Below are 17,063 nucleotides of genomic sequence, written 5' to 3' on the forward strand. Positions count from 1 at the left end.
ATATACTTTTAGCCAATAATCGACATTTTAAAAGAGGTTTTTATGTCAACTCGCAAAGTGCCATTTTTTGATTATCCTTATGTCTTTAAGTCTGAAGAAGAGACTTATATGAACATCTTCAAAGATGTTTGTAGTAGAGGAGCCTTCATTCTCCAAAAAGACTTAACTGAGTTTGAAAAAAACTTAGCAGAGTTTGTAGGAGTTAAATATGCTGTTGGTGTTGCTAACGGTACTGATGCCATTACTATGGGTTTAAGAGCTGCGGGAATTAAAGAGGGTGATGAGTGTATTTTCTCTTCTCACACATTTGTTGCGACAGCAGCGGCCATTCACTATGCTGGAGGAAAACCTGTTCCTGTAGAGTGTGCTCCTGATCACCAAATCTCTGTTGAAGATATTAGAAAGAATATTACTGATAAGACGAAGTTCATTGTTCCAACGCAGTTAAACGGTCGTTGTTCAAAAATGGACGATATTATTGAGATTGCCAATGAGTATAATCTTAAAATTGTAGAAGATTCAGCTCAAGCTCTTGGTGCGAAATTCAAGGGACAATGTGCAGGAACTTTTGGATCATCTGGTTCAATCAGTTTTTACCCTGCTAAGGTATTAGGATGTTTTGGTGACGCTGGTGCCGTTTTTACAAATGATGAAGAAGTTTACAAGAGCTTAATGATTCAAAGAGATCACGGTAGATGTCCTGAAACTGGTGAAGTTGTTGATTGGGGTCTAAATCTTAGAATGGATAACCTTCAAGCAGCTTTCCTTAATCAGAAATTAAAGTCATACCCATCAGTTATTACAAGAAGAAGAGAGATCGCTGCTATTTATAATGATAGACTTAAAGATCTCGAGCAACTTGCTCTTCCTCCTGCTCCAACTGAAGGTGGAGACTATTTTGATATTTTTCAAAACTATGAAATTAGAGCTGAAAGAAGAGATGAACTGAAGAAGTTCCTTGCCGATAATAATATTGGAACTCTTTGTCAGTGGGGTGGAAAAGCTGTTCACGAATTTGAGGCCCTTAAGCTGTCTAAGGATCTTCCATTCACTGAGCAAGTTACATCTACTATGCTACTTCTTCCAATTAATATGTCTGTTTCTAATGACGATATTGAATACGTTTGTGAAACGATTACTAAGTTTTATAAGAGCCTATGAATACTGAAGAATTAGCAAAAAATATAAGAATTAACGCACTTAATATGACTAGCCGTGGAAAAAGCTCACACATTGGATGTGTTTTTTCCATGGCCGATGTTATCGCTGTTTTATACGGAAAGATTCTTCAATATGATGTGAAGAATCCTAAAAGTGAAAATAGAGATCGTTTCATTCTAAGTAAAGGTCATGCCGGAGCAGGTGTTTATGCTGCTCTTGCTGAAGTTGGTTTTTTCGATAAGGAAAAGCTAATGACTCATTATCAAGATGGATCGAATTTAAGTGGGCACGTTTCGCATAAAGGAATCCCTGGTGTTGAATTCTCTACGGGATCTTTAGGTCATGGATTACCTGTGGCCGTTGGTATGGCCTTAGCGGCTAAAAAACTAAAAAGAGGTCATCGAGTTTTCACTGTTCTTGGTGATGGCGAGTGTGATGAAGGTTCTGTTTGGGAAGCTGCTCTATTTGCTAATCAATTTAAACTTGGAAACCTCGTTGCTGTTGTTGATTATAATAAGTATCAAAGTCTTGATACTGTTGAAAACACAATGGCCCTTGAACCTTTTACTGATAAGTGGGAAAGCTTTGGCTGGAATGTCGTGAGAGTTGATGGACACGATCACAAGGCCCTTATTGGTGCGTTTGACAGCATTATTATTGGTGATAAACCAACTGTTGTTATTGCTGATACGATCAAGGGGAAAGGCGTAAGCTTTATGGAGAACCAAGTCCTTTGGCATTATCGAAATGCTCAAGGTGATGAATTTGATGCAGCTCTTGAAGAGTTAACGAGGGATAAGTAATGAGAGACGCTTTCATTGAAAAATTGAGCGAATTAGCTAAGAAAGATTCAAAAGTTATTCTTGTCACTGGTGATCTAGGTTTTGGTGTTTTTGATAAATTTAGAGAAGAACTTCCTGATCAATTTATCAATGCCGGAATTGCAGAGCAAAATATGCTAGGTTTAGCTACTGGGCTTGCTCTTGAAGGATTTAAAGTTTTTGTCTACTCGATTGCGAACTTCTCAACGTTAAGGTGTTTAGAGCAAATTAGAAATGATGCTTGCTACCATGATGCAAATCTAACCGTTGTATCAATCGGTGGTGGATTTAGCTATGGTGCTCTAGGAATGTCTCACCATGCAACGGAAGACCTCTCTATCATGAGATCTTTTCCAATGGGTGTTTATGCTCCAACAGATTTAAATGAGGTTAAGCATATTACTGAGCATCTCGTTAATTCAAAAGGAACTTCATATCTTCGTTTAGATAAAACAAATGCTCCTGTCGACAGAGATTTCTCTCAATATAAAACAAATGAGCCTCAACTAGTTAGAAAAGGGAGTGATGTTTGTTTTGTAACTTGTGGTGGGATTTGTCTTGATGTTCTTGAAGCAGCTGAATCATTAGAAAAAAATCATAATCTAACTTCTTCAGTTTATACAATTCCAGACTTAAATAATGTTGAAACAGAACAATGGCTTAGTGATGTTGCAAAACATAAGGCGCTTATTACTGTTGAAGAAAACACTGTTGTTGGTGGTCTTGGTGGATTGGTCGCTGAAAAGTGGATGGAGAGTTCCCACGATAAGATCCCTTTTAGAAGAATTGGGATGAAAGAAGGTTTTTCTTCAATTGTTGGATCTCAACCTTACTTAAAAGCTCACTACAAAATGGATGCTAAAGAGATTGAAAAAGTCGCTTTAGAGCTGTTATAGCCGAGTTTTTTGTTTATAAAGCGAATTAATTGTGGTTGAATTACACCTGTTTTATTTCTTAATCCAGGTGTAATTTTGACTGCTCTTTCAAGATATAAAAATATCATTTTCCTTTTTATTTTTTCTCTTATATTTGTCATCTTCCTTGTTGGGGACTTTGATATCAGATTTGCTACAATTGCAGGAGATGATTCTTTTTTAGCCTATTCGAATTATCTTAAAGATAGTGCTCGTTTTATAAATGACTACGAAATTCAGAATAATATTTTACCTGCAAATGCATCTGCTCTAAATTATCTTTCAACTCTTATTGTTTTAAAGTTTGGAATCTCGGCCCTTGCTATTGCTAAGGTTGTTATCTTTTTACAATCTTTTCTTTTTTTTCTCGCTACATTTTTAATTTCAAAAGAAATCTTCAAAAATGACCTTACGGCATACCTAGCCGTATTTTTTAGTGCTTTAGCTAATCCTACAAATCAAAATTTAGCTGATTATGGTGGTCTTGAATGGATGCCTTATGCCGGATTATTTGCACTACCGTTTATTGGCTTTAGCCTACTATTTCTTTTGAGAGAGAGAAGAAATCTTGCATTGTTATTCGTGATAATAGGTGGTTTCTTCCATCCCTCAATGGGAGTCTATGGAATTGGTATCTATGGGATCTATCTCCTTTTAACTTTTACTAGTGTAAAAAGTTTTCTAAGAGACTGTTGTGCTTTAGTTGCTGGCCTTGCGCTCTTTATTTCTTGGCCTTTGATCAATGCCTCAAAAGGAAGTGAGATTGCTGGATCAATTCTAAAAGAGCTCGTTCGTTCTAATGGACATATCAATCCTGGAATGAGCCGTATTATTCCAGTTATTCTTTTCCTATTGGGTGCTCTTATTCTTGCCTTCAGCTATTTTTATAAAAAAGAAGTTCATAAGAGATTTCAAAATGTTTACCTATCTACTGGAATAGCATGTTGTGTATTTATCTTGATTCACATTCTCTCTGTTAAGTTTGGTGTGATTCCTGGAATGCGCCTCATTGGAACAAGGTCAACACAACTCTTGTCATTTATTTCAATTCCAATTTTGATCTTAGGAATTATCCGATTAAGTGATGAAGATCTTGTCGCTCAATTTATTGGTCTTCTCATTCTACTAAATGCTTCTGAGTTTGGATCACTTGTTTATTCTGTTGGTATATTTGGTCTGGCCCTCTACTTTCTACCTATATCACAAGAGAAAATGCCTAAGCTTAAAATTGGCCAAAGACTTGTGTCTCTTTTTATTATGTCTGTAAGCTTTGTGAAGTGTTTTGCATATGCCATCCCTGATAAAAAACTCCAGGTTGTATTGTTAGGATTGCTATTCGCTCTTATTCTTTACTCGCAGTTTAAATCAAAATATGTAAAACAAGTTCTTATTGGTTGCAGCTTTTCAGTCTTTTCACTCTTTCTTTACTCATACAGTAAAGGGATTGAAGTGATTGACTTCAATAGTTATCTTCCGCTTGCAACACTTTTTCTTTTAAGCCTTTTTCTCTTTCTGTTTAGAAAATATAAAATTGTAGGTTTGCTGCCACTTTTCATTTTGTTTGGACTTGGCCGTAAATATATTAGTGGGTCAAACTACATCGAAAATAAGAGTAAAGACTTTTATCAAATGCAGGTATGGGTAAATCAAAATACTGATGAGAATGAAGGATTCTATATTAAAGATCATCCATCTTATTATGGTTGGAGAGTTATAGCGAATAGACCTGTTATAAAGTTTAAAGTGGGAAATCCTTATTTTTATACTTTAAAAAGTTATAGTTATGAAGAAAGTATAAAACAAATAACAAATGGGAGAAAGATTTTGGAGTTAAATAATTATGAGCTGGAGCGCATAAAGATGAAGTTTGGCTTGAATTATATCGTAATCAGCTCTGAAATAAATAATTTAAAATATCCTGTAGTTTACAAAAATGATAGTTATAAAATAATAAGAATATAGAGAGTTTATGGAAAAAAAAATTAGAGTTTGTGTTGCGGTTCCAATGTTTAATGAGTCTATGGGTGCTGAACGATGTATTAGAACAATACATCAATGGTGTTCTTCTATAGAGAATGCGGATGTTCAATTGCTCGTTGTTGAGGACGGTAGCTCTGATAATACTCTTGAAGTTTTACAGAAATTAAAATCAGAAATAGGCTTTATTCTAGTAGTTCATGAATCCAATAAGGGTTATGGTCAAGCTTTGAGTTCAGCAAATAAGGTTGCGTATAAAAATGGTTTTGAATACATCATACATTTAGATTCGGATTTGACGAATGACCCTAAGGATATTCCACGTTTTATAGAGAAAATGTATGAAGGCTACGACTTTATCAAGGCAACACGTTACAAAGGTGGAGGGCGTGTTGAAGGAGTACCATTTAAGAGGTGGGTTATTTCGTGGATAGGTAATATTGTAGCATCAAAGTTATTTGGATTGGGTTTAAGTGATTGTACTAATGGGTATCGTGCTATTAAGCTAGAATATATTCATGACTTTGATTTTCAAGAAAATCGTTTTCCGTCAATTATGGAAGAATTATATTTTCTAAAAAAAAGGAAATTAAATTTCATTGAAATTCCTGTTACTCTTTATACTAGAGATTGTGATCAGCGAGGTAGTTCGTTTGTTTATCAGCCTCATGTCTTTTGGAGCTATTTGAAATATCCTATAAAGGGCTTATTAAAAGAGTACGCTGAAATGGGTCCAAATAAAGCAAGATTGTTATATGATCTATTAGCAATATCATTTTTAAGTTTTTTTCTTTTTACTATCTTGAAGTTGTTTAATGTAGCGGTTTCTGTGTATGAACTTTATTTTTCATGTTTATTTTTGTTAACTGGGGCATGGAGTTTTGGAATTTATGGTAGAAATGGGGAAGCCTCTAGTGTTAAAAAATCTTTACTCTTCTTGATGGTCTTTGTCGCCTTGATTACTTTAGGTTCTGTTTTATTTGAAAATCAGTTGTTCTTTTTTTTGTTTTCTCTTCTTTTGTTTCCTGTTGTCACTCTTCCAAGAATCTTTTTAAATCTTGCTCCTCATATTAGCAGTGAAATTTTAGCTCCAATCGTTTTAAAAAATGCACCTGTTTTACTTGTTGGGGCTGTCGAAAAATATGGAGAGAATCTTATTGATTTTTTAATATCAAATGGAGTCAAGGTTAGGTTATTGGAAAAAAATAAGGGCACATGTGATTCTGTTCTTAGTCGATTTGGTGAAAATGTAGAAGTTGTTCATGGCGAGATCGGGCATGTCGGTTGTGCTTTAAAATCTATAAGAGGAGTTCAATCTGTTTTCTTTTTCACTGATTCTAACTCTTCTAATGAAAAACAAAAAATTGAAGATGATATATTGTCGATGCATGCTTTTTTGGAAATGTTGGCAATATTGAAAATACCAAAATTTTACTTTTTTTCTAGTTTAGCTGTTTATTCTGAAGCAATAGGGAAGGAAAAAAAACTATGTGACGAAAGAACTGTAATCAATTCAACGGATTCTAATGTTGATCGACTAATAAATTATGAAAAGCTTGTCCTATCTAATATGAAAATACCTCTTGTAAGTGTTCTTAGAATTGGTTCTTTTGTGAAAGGAGATTCGATTGAAGAGGATGTTAGGAAGAAGATCATAGGACAATTACCAGTTGATGAGATGCAAAAGTTACTTTTAAATATATTAGAAGCTAATTCTAGAGATTTAAATAGAGAGATTATTAATTTTGGTTGTACAGCAACTAAAAATAGTGAAAAATCGGTAAGCTTTGAAAAAGCATTAAGTATTTTTGGTAATATTAAACAAATGGAAAGATAATGGAAAACTGTAAAATTTGTGATTCAGATCGACGTGACTTTATGTTTAAAAAGCAAGGTTATAATTTTTTAAGATGTAATGAATGTAATGTCTCCTCGTTATCTCCTATGCCGTCGATGGATGTATTAATAAAACATTATAAAGAAAGAGAAGATAACGGAAATTATGATGTTAAAAACTCATCTGCAAGGTTAGATGTTTATCATCAACTTTTAACTTACATTAAGAATAAGCTTAATATTCCAGAAAAACCTTCTTTACTAGATATAGGATGCTTTGATGGTCTTTTCTTAGATCTCGTCGCTAAAGAAGACTGGGAAACATATGGGGTTGAGTTGCAAAAAAATGCTTCTGATATCGCTAATAAAAAGCATTGTGGAAGAATATTCAATGGAGCAATTGAAGAATTCGACTCGTCCAAGAAGTTCGATTACATAACAGCATTTGGGCTAATTGAGCATATGTTAGATCCTGTACAAATCTTTAAATTCGCGAAAAAAAATCTCAAGGAAGGGGGGGCGCTTGTTATACAAACTCCAAATGAAGGATCTTTTTTAAGGTATCTGTTGGGAAGCAAATGGTTTCCATATGCTGCTCCTGAACATACTTTTTATTTTTCGAGGAAAAGTTTAAAAAAATTAGCTTTGAAATACAACTTTGGGGAAGTATTATTTGATGCTCATGTGAAAAAACTAACACCTGAATATGTTTATCATCAATTGAATTTTTTTGGACCTGAGCTTAGGTGGATCTTTTCATTGTTTTACAAACCACTTCCTAGATTTCTTAAAAGGTTACCCTTACCATTTTATGGAGGTGAGATGATTGTAACTTTTCAAAAAATGAAGAACATGGAGTAAATGTGAAAATATTGGTAATTGGTGGAACAGGGATGCTAGGGCATCGTCTTTGGAGTTCTCTTAGTAAGAATCATGATGTTTATGCAACGGTAAGAAATAAAGTTTCGGAACTTAATCATCTTCCTCATATTGACCTAGAAAAGGCCATTACAGATGTCGATGTTAATAATTTAAATTCGGTAGAAGAAGCGATTAAAAAGATTGGCCCTGACTATGTTTTAAACTGTGTCGGAATTATAAAACAAATCGATGCTTCAAAAAATCATATTACATCGATTAAAATAAATTCTTTATTACCTCACGAATTGACTTCAATTTGTGAAAAATATAATTCTAAGCTTGTTCACTTTAGTACTGATTGCGTCTTTGATGGTGCTGAAGGTTTTTACAATGAACAGCATCAATCTAATGCGACAGACCTTTATGGAAGATCAAAATTTCTTGGAGAAGTGGATTATTCTAAACATTGCTTAACAATGAGAACTTCAATCATTGGGCGTGAGATTTTTCCAAAGGGAAGTCTAATCGAATGGTTTCTTTCACAAGAAGGTGAGATTAAAGGTTTTGATAAAGCTATCTACACTGGATATCCAACCGAAACGATTGCTAGAATACTGGATTCTATTGTTTTCAAAAATCCAGATCTTTCAGGTGTACTTAATGTGGCGAGTCCAAAGATATCGAAATTTGATCTCTTAAATTTAGTAAAAGATCATTTTGGAAAAGAGATAACAATTCATAAAAATTCGGATTTTGTTCTCGACAGATCTTTGGATGGAAAGATTTTTAATGAAAAAACAGGATTTAATCCACCATCTTGGGAAGAGCTTGTTAAAGACTTATCTGTTGATAATGAATACTACGAAAACTTAAGAAGTTAATGTGAAAAAAAAAGTTCTTCTCGTATCACAACATTTTTGGCCTGAAAATTTCAGGTTTAATGATCTTGTGAATGGTTTAGATCGAGAGAGAATTGACCTTGTGGTTTTAACTGGAAAACCAAATTATCCATTAGGTATTTTTGACGAAGGTTACAGTTTTTTACGTCCGTTAAAAGAAACTTATAAAGATATTACCATCTATCGTTCTCCTCTTATTGCAAGAGGAACGAGTAAGATTCAGCTTGCTTTGAATTATATTAGCTTTCCATTCTTTGCGAGCTTTTTTTCCTTTTTCTTACATCTAAAATATCGGTTTCATTTAACTTTCGTTACTCAAACTTCTCCTATTTTTATGGCCATCCCGGCACTTGTGTTGAAAATATTTTTTCGAGTCCCTTCCGTGTTGTGGATTACTGATCTGTGGCCAGAGAGTCTCGTTGCGACAAAAACAATTAATAATAAAAAGATTCTTTCTGTTGTGGACGTTGCTGTAAGAGTAATTTATCGCCTGAGCGATCTCATTCTCGTTTCATGTAAGGGCTTCGAAAAGTCGGTACGTAAGCGCCATGATCAAGCTAATATTGAATATTTTCCTTATTGGGCCGAAGATTTCTACAGCTCTTTATTACCAAGTGATGAGAAAGTTAATACAGAAGCTAAGTCGCTCTATGATCCCAATATATTTACACTTATGTTTGCTGGAAATATTGGCGTAGCACAAGGTCTCGAAACTCTTGTTCTGGCCATTAAGAAAGTTGAACATTTAAATATTCGTCTTCTTCTCTTAGGGGATGGAAGAAATAGGGAAACTCTTGAGCAATTTGTAAAAGACAATGAATTGGAAGATAAAATTACTTTTCTAGGTTCTCGTCCTGGAAAAGAGATGCCTTCATTCTTTTCCATAGCCGATGTTATGTATTTAGGACTTAGAAATGATGAGACGTTTAAGATTACAGTACCAAGTAAAATTCAGTCATATCTAGCTTGTGCTAAGCCTATACTCGCTTCAATTGAAGGGGAGACTGAGGAGTTGATCAATCTTGCGCAGTGTGGTCTTGTCAGCAAGTTTGATGATGTGGAACACTTAGCCAATAATATACAAAAGTTTATCTCATTAACGAAAGAGCAAAGAAATGAGATGGGGCTCAACGGACACTCATACTATTCTCGCTTTTTTAAGAGAGACTTACAGATGAAAAAAATAACAAACATTTTATATAATTTTGGAGAGAGAAATGAAGTTGAAACTTGTAACAATCGTAGGAACTAGACCTGAGCTTATTAAACTTTCGAAGGTCATAAAAAAGTGTGACGAGTTCTTTGATCATAAGCTTGTTCATACAGGACAAAACTATGATTACGAATTAAATCAAGTTTTCTTCGAAGATTTAGGTATTAGAAAACCGGATATGTTTCTTAATGTTGCAGGAGAGAGTGCATCTCAAACTGTTGCAAATGTTATTTCAAAAAGTGATGAGTATCTTAGAGAAGCAAAGCCAGATGCTCTACTCGTTTATGGTGATACAAATAGCTGCCTATGCGTTCTTAGTGCTAAAAGGCTTCAGATTCCGGTTTTCCACATGGAAGCAGGAAATAGATGCTTTGATCAACTCGTTCCTGAAGAGTTGAATAGAAAAATCGTCGATCATTTAAGCGATATCAATATGGTTCACTCTGATCACGCGAGAAAATATTTAGAGAGAGAGGGGATTAAGCCTGAGACGATCATAAAGACGGGAAGTCCAATTCCTGAGATTTATGAAACTTATAAAGACAGTATTAATTCATCGAAAGTTCTAGAAAACCTCGGTTTAGATAAGCATGGATACATACTTGTTAGTGCTCACAGAGAGGAAAATGTTGATTATGAAACAGATCTAAGAATGCTTCTCGGTTCACTGAATGAAGCCGCAAGACATTTTGATAAGAAAGTTCTCGTTTCTGTTCACCCTAGAACGAGAAAGAGAATCGATGCTCTCAGTGATCTCGAATTAGATGAGAGAGTGATTCTAAGTAAGCCTCTAGGATATTTTGACTACAATCAACTTCAACAATGTGCCTTTTGCGTTCTTTCGGATAGTGGAACATTGACAGAAGAGGTTGATGCAATGCGCTTCCCTGGAGTTATGATTAGAAAGACACACGAAAGACCTGAAGGGATGGATGTTGGAGCTGTCGTTATGTCAGGTCTAACTGCAGAGGGTGTTATTAATTCAATTAAATTGGCTACATCTGATGATTCGAGAAAGTTCAATCAAATTAGAGACTACGAAGTAAGCAATGTTTCCTCGCACGTTGTCAAAATTATTTCAAGTTATACGGAATATGTGAACCGTGTTGTTTGGCATAAATAAGATAAAAATATCTTAAGTAGTTAGTTCACATGTTGATAATTTGTGTTTATGATATTGACCTAAATAAAATTGAGAGATGATATGTTTGATGGAAAAACTTTATTAATAACGGGTGGAACGGGTTCATTTGGGAATGCTGTTTTACGTCGTTTTCTAGATACCTCTATTAAAGAGATTCGCATTTTTTCTCGTGATGAGAAAAAACAAGATGATATGAGAAAGCAGTATAGCTCTTCGAAACTTAAGTTTTATATTGGAGATGTACGCGATCAGAACTCTGTTCAAACTGCCTTGAGAGGCGTTGACTACGTTTTTCATGCAGCAGCTTTAAAACAAGTTCCATCTTGTGAATTTTATCCAATTCAAGCTGTTAAAACAAATATCTTAGGAACTGAAAATGTTCTTAATGCTGCAATTGCAGAAGGTGTTAAGAAGGTCATTTGCTTGAGTACTGACAAAGCCGTTTATCCTATCAATGCTATGGGGATGAGTAAGGCAATGATGGAAAAAACTTTCATCGCTAAGTCTCGCCAACTTGATGACGAGCAAACAGTTATCTGTGGAACTCGCTATGGTAACGTCATGGCATCAAGAGGTTCAGTAATTCCTCTTTTTATCGATCAAGTTAAAGCGAATCAGCCAATTACAATAACAGATCCTTCAATGACTCGTTATATGATGAGTTTAGATGAGGCCGTTGAGTTAGTTCTCTATGCATTTAAAAATGGTCGCAATGGAGATATTTTTGTTCAAAAGGCTCCAGCTTCTACAATTGAAACTCTGGCTAAGGCTATCAAGTCGATGATGGGCAAGCATGATCATGAAATTAAAGTGATCGGTACTCGTCATGGTGAAAAGCTTTACGAAACTCTACTAACAAGAGAAGAGATGGTAAAAGCTGAGGATCTTGGAAATTACTTTAGAATTGTTCCTGACCAAAGAGACCTAAACTATGGTGCTTACTTTGAAGATGGAGAATCTGATATTACTGAGGCGATGGAATACAATTCGCACAATACAAGCCAGTTAACGGAAGATGAGTTGATCGCTCTCCTTAAAGATCTTAGGGAACTTGAAGGAACTTTCTAAATGGATTCAGTCTATCTCGTTTATATTGCTTCTTTTTTAACATCACTTTTTATCAGTGTTGTTTCAATCCCTTCGATTATTAATATAATTAGATTAACTGGATTGTATGAGCAAAAATGTGAGAGAAAGATTCATAAAGGACAGATCCCGACTCTGGGTGGTGTTGCTATTTTTGCTGCCGTCCTAATTAGTTTAAGCTTTTGGATTAATGGTCCTCAATTTAGTGAATTACAGTATATTATTTGTAGCTTACTCCTCGTTTTCTTTATTGGTATTAAAGATGATATCTTCGATATCGTTGCCTATAAGAAACTTCTCGTTCAAGTAGGCGTAGCATTTATTCTCGTTCATTTCGCAGACATTCGTTTGACAAGTATGTATGGAATTTTTGGGATTTATGGAATTTCTGAATTCTTCTCTTATATCCTTTCAATGATTGCAATTGTTGGAATAACAAACTCTTTCAACTTTATCGACGGGATTGATACATTAGCAGGTGGAATTGCTGTTTTTATCTGTCTCGCATTTGGGACTTTCTTTGCAACTCATGATCTTGCGTCATGGGCCCTTCTTTCTTTTACTCTTTTAGGTGGTTGTACGGGATTTCTTTTTTATAACAAGACTCCTGCACAGATCTTTATGGGTGATACCGGAAGCCTTGTTATTGGACTGATTAGTTCAATTCTTGCTATTAAATTTGTTGAATTCAATAAAGAAACTAGTTTTATTCTATCGGCTCCCGTTTTTGCGATTGGAGTTTTAATTATTCCTATTTTCGATACTTTCAGAGTGATCTGTGTTCGTATTAAGAATGGACGCTCGCCAATGAGTCCGGATAGAAATCATTTACACCATATCTTAATTGATCTTGGTTTAACTCACGTACAAGCTTCATTAAGTCTTATTTCGGTTAACTTTTTAGTTGTTGGAGTTATTTATGTTCTTCAAAAAAAGTTTGCCTCTTTTGTTAAATGGGACTTTGTTCCGGAAATACTTCTTCTAGGCGTCACTGTTGTTTTATTCGTTACTTTTTACTTTTTAAACAACTTAAGAAACCGTGAAGCAGAAGTCATTAATCTTTCTAATAGTCAGGATGTAAATTCTGATCAATCATTAAAAAGTGTGAAAAACCAAAATGTATCAAGCTAGCAAAATTTCATTAAAGTCAGTTACTCAGAATCAAATTTATGTCACATTTATTCTCGCTCTTTCTTTTTTAATTCCTTTAGGAGCGGTACCAAAGTTTGATAATTATCCATGGCTAAGTGGTGTGAAGATCATTTTTGCTTTCTTATTTCTTTATTTTGGAGCAAGTTACTTTTTAAAGAAGCAAGCTGTAAAATTTGGAAAGCTAGAATCAATCCTTGTTCTATTTTCATTTTCGCTACTTCCTTCAATATTTTTTAAAGCAGACTTAAAACAGTCGTTAATTACTTTTATATCGGTCTTGGGTTATTGCTTACTTGTTGTCGTTTTAAGAAGTACGATATCGAATTTTAAAAGATTGAATTTTCTTGTTAATGCATTTTTAGCATCATCACTTTTTGCCGTATTTATTGCCTTCTACCAATTCTTCACTGGAAAACGATTTTTTACTTCTGGCTATACGCGTCCGTTTCTTTATTTCATTGAGGATTCGATCGTTATCCAGGGGACTGAGAACAATGCGAATGCTTTTGCCTATCTTATGATTGCTCCAGCGGTGTTAAGTTATGCCTATTCAGTCGTGACTGAAGATCCAAAGAAAAGTATGAAGTACTTTCTCCTATCAATGCCATTTGTTTTTACAAGTTACCTGACTTTATCTAGGGCAGCTATTTTCTCTATATATGTTCCTTTTATCTCTCTTTCTCTCTTTTATATCTTTTTTATGAAGGGAAAGATTTCTAAGATTTTGAAGTTTGGAACATTGCATTTATTTCTTATTTTTTGTTGGACAATTGTGTATCCAACACATGGGCCAGAGATTTTAATTTCCGAAAAACCTCTTGTTGAACGTTCAAAAGTTCTAAAAGCGATCAATAAGGCAATTCCAAGAAAGTTTTTAATTGATACAACCAACTATGGTTATAATATGAACAAGGACTATGCTCCTTCAAATAATGAAAAGTATTATGATCTTGCAGTAAAACAGACCTCGTCACAGTGGAGACTTCTTGTTTGGAAGATTAATGCTAATCTATTTCTAAAGAATCCTGTTTTTGGTGTTGGTTATGACCAATCGAAATTTTATGCAACTGGTTTACCTGGGCAGACGAGAGGTGATGTTCTTACTCCTCATAATAATTACCTTGGGGTTGCAAGTGAATTGGGACTTTTTGGTCTTATTCCATTTTTTGCATTTTTTATTTTGACATTAGTTTATGCTGTCAAATCAATCATTCGCTCATCAGGTGAGCAAAAAGTCGTTCTCTTTGTTTTAACTTTTGGTATGCTCTCACACCTCTTTTTTGGGATCTTCCATACAACTCTGATTAATATTTCTGCTTGGTATGTTGTTGGATTACTGGTCTGTGCTCTTTCAATAAGTGGTTCTTATAAGAGTGATTTTTTCGAAAAAAATAAGGAATAATATGAAGATTATTGAACTAATTAAAAATTTTAATTGGCCAAATGAAATTTTTGGCAGTGATAAAAGTTTATCAAACTTTACTGTTGCCATGGTTTTAGCCTTTTTTCTCGTTTTACTTCACGGAGTAACTCTAGGATATGGTTTTAATGGGGAAGACTTTATTCTTACTATTCCTCTTTCTGATTATTCTTTCTTAGAGCAAGGAAAACTTGCTACTGAAATGTATTTTAGACCACTATGGCACCTTTGGTTTGCTATTCAGTATGAACTTTTCGGGTTTAACGATTTTGCCTTTCACGCTTCTCAATTATCGTTTCATTTTATCTTAATGTACTTGGGATATTCTTTATTTGTGAAAATTGGATTTAAGCAATATATCAGTATCTTTGCTGTTTGCTTGTGGACACTATTGAGCTCTGCAGCTTTTCCAATTGTATGGCCAAACCAGAACAGTGATATGATCTGTCTCTTCTTTGTCCTGTGCTCTTATCACGTAGCTTGGAGTTACTTTAAGGGTGGGGAAAAAGATACGAAGATTTTCTTTTTCGCTCTTTGCTTATGGTTCCTTTCTCTTTTTGGAAAGGAAATGGGATTTGCAGCACCACTTCTTTTTATTCTTATCAGCTATGTAAGAAGCTTGAAAGAAGCGGGGAAGATTAAGTTTTTCAATAAGACAGTTCTACTTTCTGTCTTGGGCCTTGCTTCTTTTGTTGCAACTAAGTTTCTATATCATGGTGGAGCCGGTGGATTTTCAAGTAATCAATACTCAAAATCTCAAACTGCTGACTCATCGATTATCGTAAAACTAGTTGGAAAAGCCGTGCATTTTGTAGAAGGAATTTTTTATTCAGCTTTTCCTCTTGATCTAGCAAATAATGTTATGCAAATCATATTTGTATTACTCGTAAGTGTGATCTCACTCGTTGCTTTTTACTTTCTTATAAAGAGAATGAGTACAAATGCTAGAATTGTTTTGGCCGCATTAGCCGTTGTTAGTATTTCTCTTGGGCCACATACAATGTTTAATCCACATCCAAGAACTCTCTATGTTCCATCTATTTTTTGGGCGTTAACGTATACTGTTATTATTGCTCCTTTTCTTTATGGGATTTTTGTTGAGAAGAAGATTTTATCGACAATGACTGAGAAGTTTGTTCTTCTTACGATTTGTTTGTTTTTTTCAGTTCAAGTTATGCTTGTAAAAAATGTCCAAGGCTTCTTCGCTCCAAGAAGTGATAATATGATTCAATTTTATTCTCATATGCTTCATCAATTAGATCAAAAAGAACGCAGCCTAGAGCAAGAGAAGATTGATTATGCTTTAAAAGAAATGGAGCATGTAAAAGTTCTTGAGCCAACTGAAGGACTTCGTAATTACTACTCTGACGAGATAGGCCGACGTTATGGTGAGCTTAGTTATTGGAGAACATTTGCGAAGAGTATGTTTAAAAAAGTTTTTCAAAGACATGAATAAAAAAAGACCTAGTGCTAACTAGGTCTTTTTTTATTTATAGTAAGATTTAAACCATTCAACAAATTCATTAATTCCCTTCTCTAAATCAACTTTAGGACGAAAATTAATCATTTCAAATAAGTCTTCTACATCTGCGTATGTCTTAGAAACATCACCTGGTTGCATTGGCATATAGTTTTTTACGGCCTTGCTTTCGGTATATTTTTCGATTGTTTCAATAAACTTCATAAGATTAACTGGGCTAGAGTTTCCAATGTTAAAAATCTTAAAAGGTGCAGATGAAGTATTAGGATTATCATTCTGATTTGCTGGATCACTTTGAGGGATGTGATCAAGAAGCTTCAATTGAGCTTCTACGATATCGTCAACAAAGGTGAAATCACGTTCCATATCACCATTGTTAAAAACTTTAATTGGTTTTCCCTGAAGGATTGCTTCTGTAAAAAGGAATGGGGCCATATCCGGTCGTCCCCATGGTCCATAGACAGTAAAGAAGCGAAGTCCTGTCGTTGGAAGTTTATAGAGATGAGAATATGTGTGGGCCATCAATTCATTGGCCCTTTTTGTTGCGGCATAAAGACTGACAGGGTGATCAACAGGGTCAGTTGTTTTGAATGGAGTATTGTTATTGTTTCCATAAACAGAAGACGATGAAGCATAAATTAAATGTTTAACCTGAGTCGTTCTACAACCTTCCAGGACATTAAGAAAACCCTCTGCATTTGAATTGATATATGTACGAGGGGATTCGATTGAATATCTAACACCTGCCTGCGCAGCAAGATGAATGACAGCATCAAATTTTTCTTTGTTAAAGAGCTGATCCATCGCAAGATCATTGGCTATATCTATTTTATAGAAAGAGAGCTTTTCATGAATAGTCGATTGTGAAGATTTGTGACTAATTCCGAGTTGTTTTAGTCGATCTTCTTTAAGAGAGACTTGATAGTAGCTATTCAAGTTATCAATTCCAACAACTTCGTGTCCAAGCTCAAGAGCTTTTTTCGCTGTGTGGTAACCAATAAAGCCGGCAACGCCTGTAATAAGTAGTTTCATATGATCTCCTAAATTATTTTTATCAAAAAAAGAGATCTTTTACTACTTTCTTTTAAAGCAGCATGCC

The 17,063-nt window shown here is 34.6% G+C and carries 14 protein-coding genes; 13 read left to right on the forward strand and 1 reads right to left on the reverse strand.

What is annotated here, in order from left to right:
• Positions 1 to 42: 42 nt before the first annotated feature.
• The 13 genes from HBN50_RS05375 to HBN50_RS05435 all read left to right on the forward strand — a co-directional run bounded on the left by HBN50_RS05375 (position 43) and on the right by HBN50_RS05435 (position 15,940).
• On the forward strand, positions 43 to 1,161 hold the full coding sequence (locus HBN50_RS05375) for a DegT/DnrJ/EryC1/StrS family aminotransferase (RefSeq protein ID WP_273868498.1): 1,119 nt from the start codon (positions 43 to 45) through the stop codon (positions 1,159 to 1,161).
• Positions 1,158 to 1,964: a transketolase gene (locus tag HBN50_RS05380; RefSeq protein ID WP_273868499.1), complete on the forward strand. Its 807-nt coding sequence runs from the start codon at positions 1,158 to 1,160 to the stop codon at positions 1,962 to 1,964. The genes HBN50_RS05375 and HBN50_RS05380 overlap by 4 nt, the downstream gene beginning before the upstream one ends.
• On the forward strand, positions 1,964 to 2,878 hold the full coding sequence (locus tag HBN50_RS05385) for a transketolase family protein (protein WP_273868502.1): 915 nt from the start codon (positions 1,964 to 1,966) through the stop codon (positions 2,876 to 2,878). Before HBN50_RS05380 ends, HBN50_RS05385 begins: the two co-directional genes overlap by 1 nt.
• A gap of 75 nt (positions 2,879 to 2,953) precedes the next feature.
• Complete coding sequence (locus tag HBN50_RS05390) at positions 2,954 to 4,858, forward strand: hypothetical protein (protein WP_273868504.1); 1,905 nt, start codon at positions 2,954 to 2,956, stop codon at positions 4,856 to 4,858.
• Positions 4,859 to 4,865: 7 nt separating this feature from the next.
• Complete coding sequence (locus HBN50_RS05395) at positions 4,866 to 6,710, forward strand: glycosyltransferase (RefSeq protein WP_273868506.1); 1,845 nt, start codon at positions 4,866 to 4,868, stop codon at positions 6,708 to 6,710.
• Positions 6,710 to 7,570, forward strand: coding sequence for a class I SAM-dependent methyltransferase (locus tag HBN50_RS05400; RefSeq protein WP_273868508.1), 861 nt, complete (start codon positions 6,710 to 6,712; stop codon positions 7,568 to 7,570). Before HBN50_RS05395 ends, HBN50_RS05400 begins: the two co-directional genes overlap by 1 nt.
• 2 nt (positions 7,571 to 7,572) lie before the next feature.
• Positions 7,573 to 8,451 (forward strand): dTDP-4-dehydrorhamnose reductase family protein, encoded by an 879-nt coding sequence (locus HBN50_RS05405; RefSeq protein ID WP_273868509.1) that lies wholly within the window; start codon positions 7,573 to 7,575, stop codon positions 8,449 to 8,451.
• Between the two features lies 1 nt (position 8,452).
• Positions 8,453 to 9,721 carry a glycosyltransferase family 4 protein gene (locus tag HBN50_RS05410; protein ID WP_273868510.1) on the forward strand — a complete coding sequence of 423 codons (1,269 nt, stop codon included), beginning with the start codon at positions 8,453 to 8,455 and terminating at the stop codon, positions 9,719 to 9,721.
• Complete coding sequence (wecB, locus tag HBN50_RS05415) at positions 9,687 to 10,805, forward strand: non-hydrolyzing UDP-N-acetylglucosamine 2-epimerase (RefSeq protein ID WP_273868511.1); 1,119 nt, start codon at positions 9,687 to 9,689, stop codon at positions 10,803 to 10,805. The genes HBN50_RS05410 and wecB overlap by 35 nt, the downstream gene beginning before the upstream one ends.
• 81 nt (positions 10,806 to 10,886) lie before the next feature.
• Positions 10,887 to 11,894 (forward strand): polysaccharide biosynthesis protein, encoded by a 1,008-nt coding sequence (locus tag HBN50_RS05420; RefSeq protein WP_273868512.1) that lies wholly within the window; start codon positions 10,887 to 10,889, stop codon positions 11,892 to 11,894.
• The gene (locus tag HBN50_RS05425; RefSeq protein ID WP_273868513.1) at positions 11,895 to 13,043 is read left to right on the forward strand and encodes an MraY family glycosyltransferase; all 1,149 of its coding nucleotides are present in this window, start codon (positions 11,895 to 11,897) and stop codon (positions 13,041 to 13,043) included.
• The gene (locus HBN50_RS05430) at positions 13,030 to 14,466 is read left to right on the forward strand and encodes an O-antigen ligase family protein (protein ID WP_273868514.1); all 1,437 of its coding nucleotides are present in this window, start codon (positions 13,030 to 13,032) and stop codon (positions 14,464 to 14,466) included. Before HBN50_RS05425 ends, HBN50_RS05430 begins: the two co-directional genes overlap by 14 nt.
• Before the next feature lies 1 nt (position 14,467).
• Positions 14,468 to 15,940 (forward strand): hypothetical protein, encoded by a 1,473-nt coding sequence (locus tag HBN50_RS05435; RefSeq protein WP_273868515.1) that lies wholly within the window; start codon positions 14,468 to 14,470, stop codon positions 15,938 to 15,940.
• A gap of 30 nt (positions 15,941 to 15,970) precedes the next feature.
• On the opposite strand, the gene HBN50_RS05440 is transcribed toward HBN50_RS05435, so the two are convergent.
• The gene (locus HBN50_RS05440; RefSeq protein ID WP_273868516.1) at positions 15,971 to 16,996 is read right to left on the reverse strand and encodes an NAD-dependent epimerase; all 1,026 of its coding nucleotides are present in this window, start codon (positions 16,994 to 16,996) and stop codon (positions 15,971 to 15,973) included.
• Positions 16,997 to 17,063 lie beyond the last annotated feature (67 nt).

Origin of the sequence: Halobacteriovorax sp. GB3, assembly GCF_028649655.1 — a bacterium.
Classification (GTDB): Bacteria; Bdellovibrionota; Bacteriovoracia; order Bacteriovoracales; family Bacteriovoracaceae; genus BSW11-IV.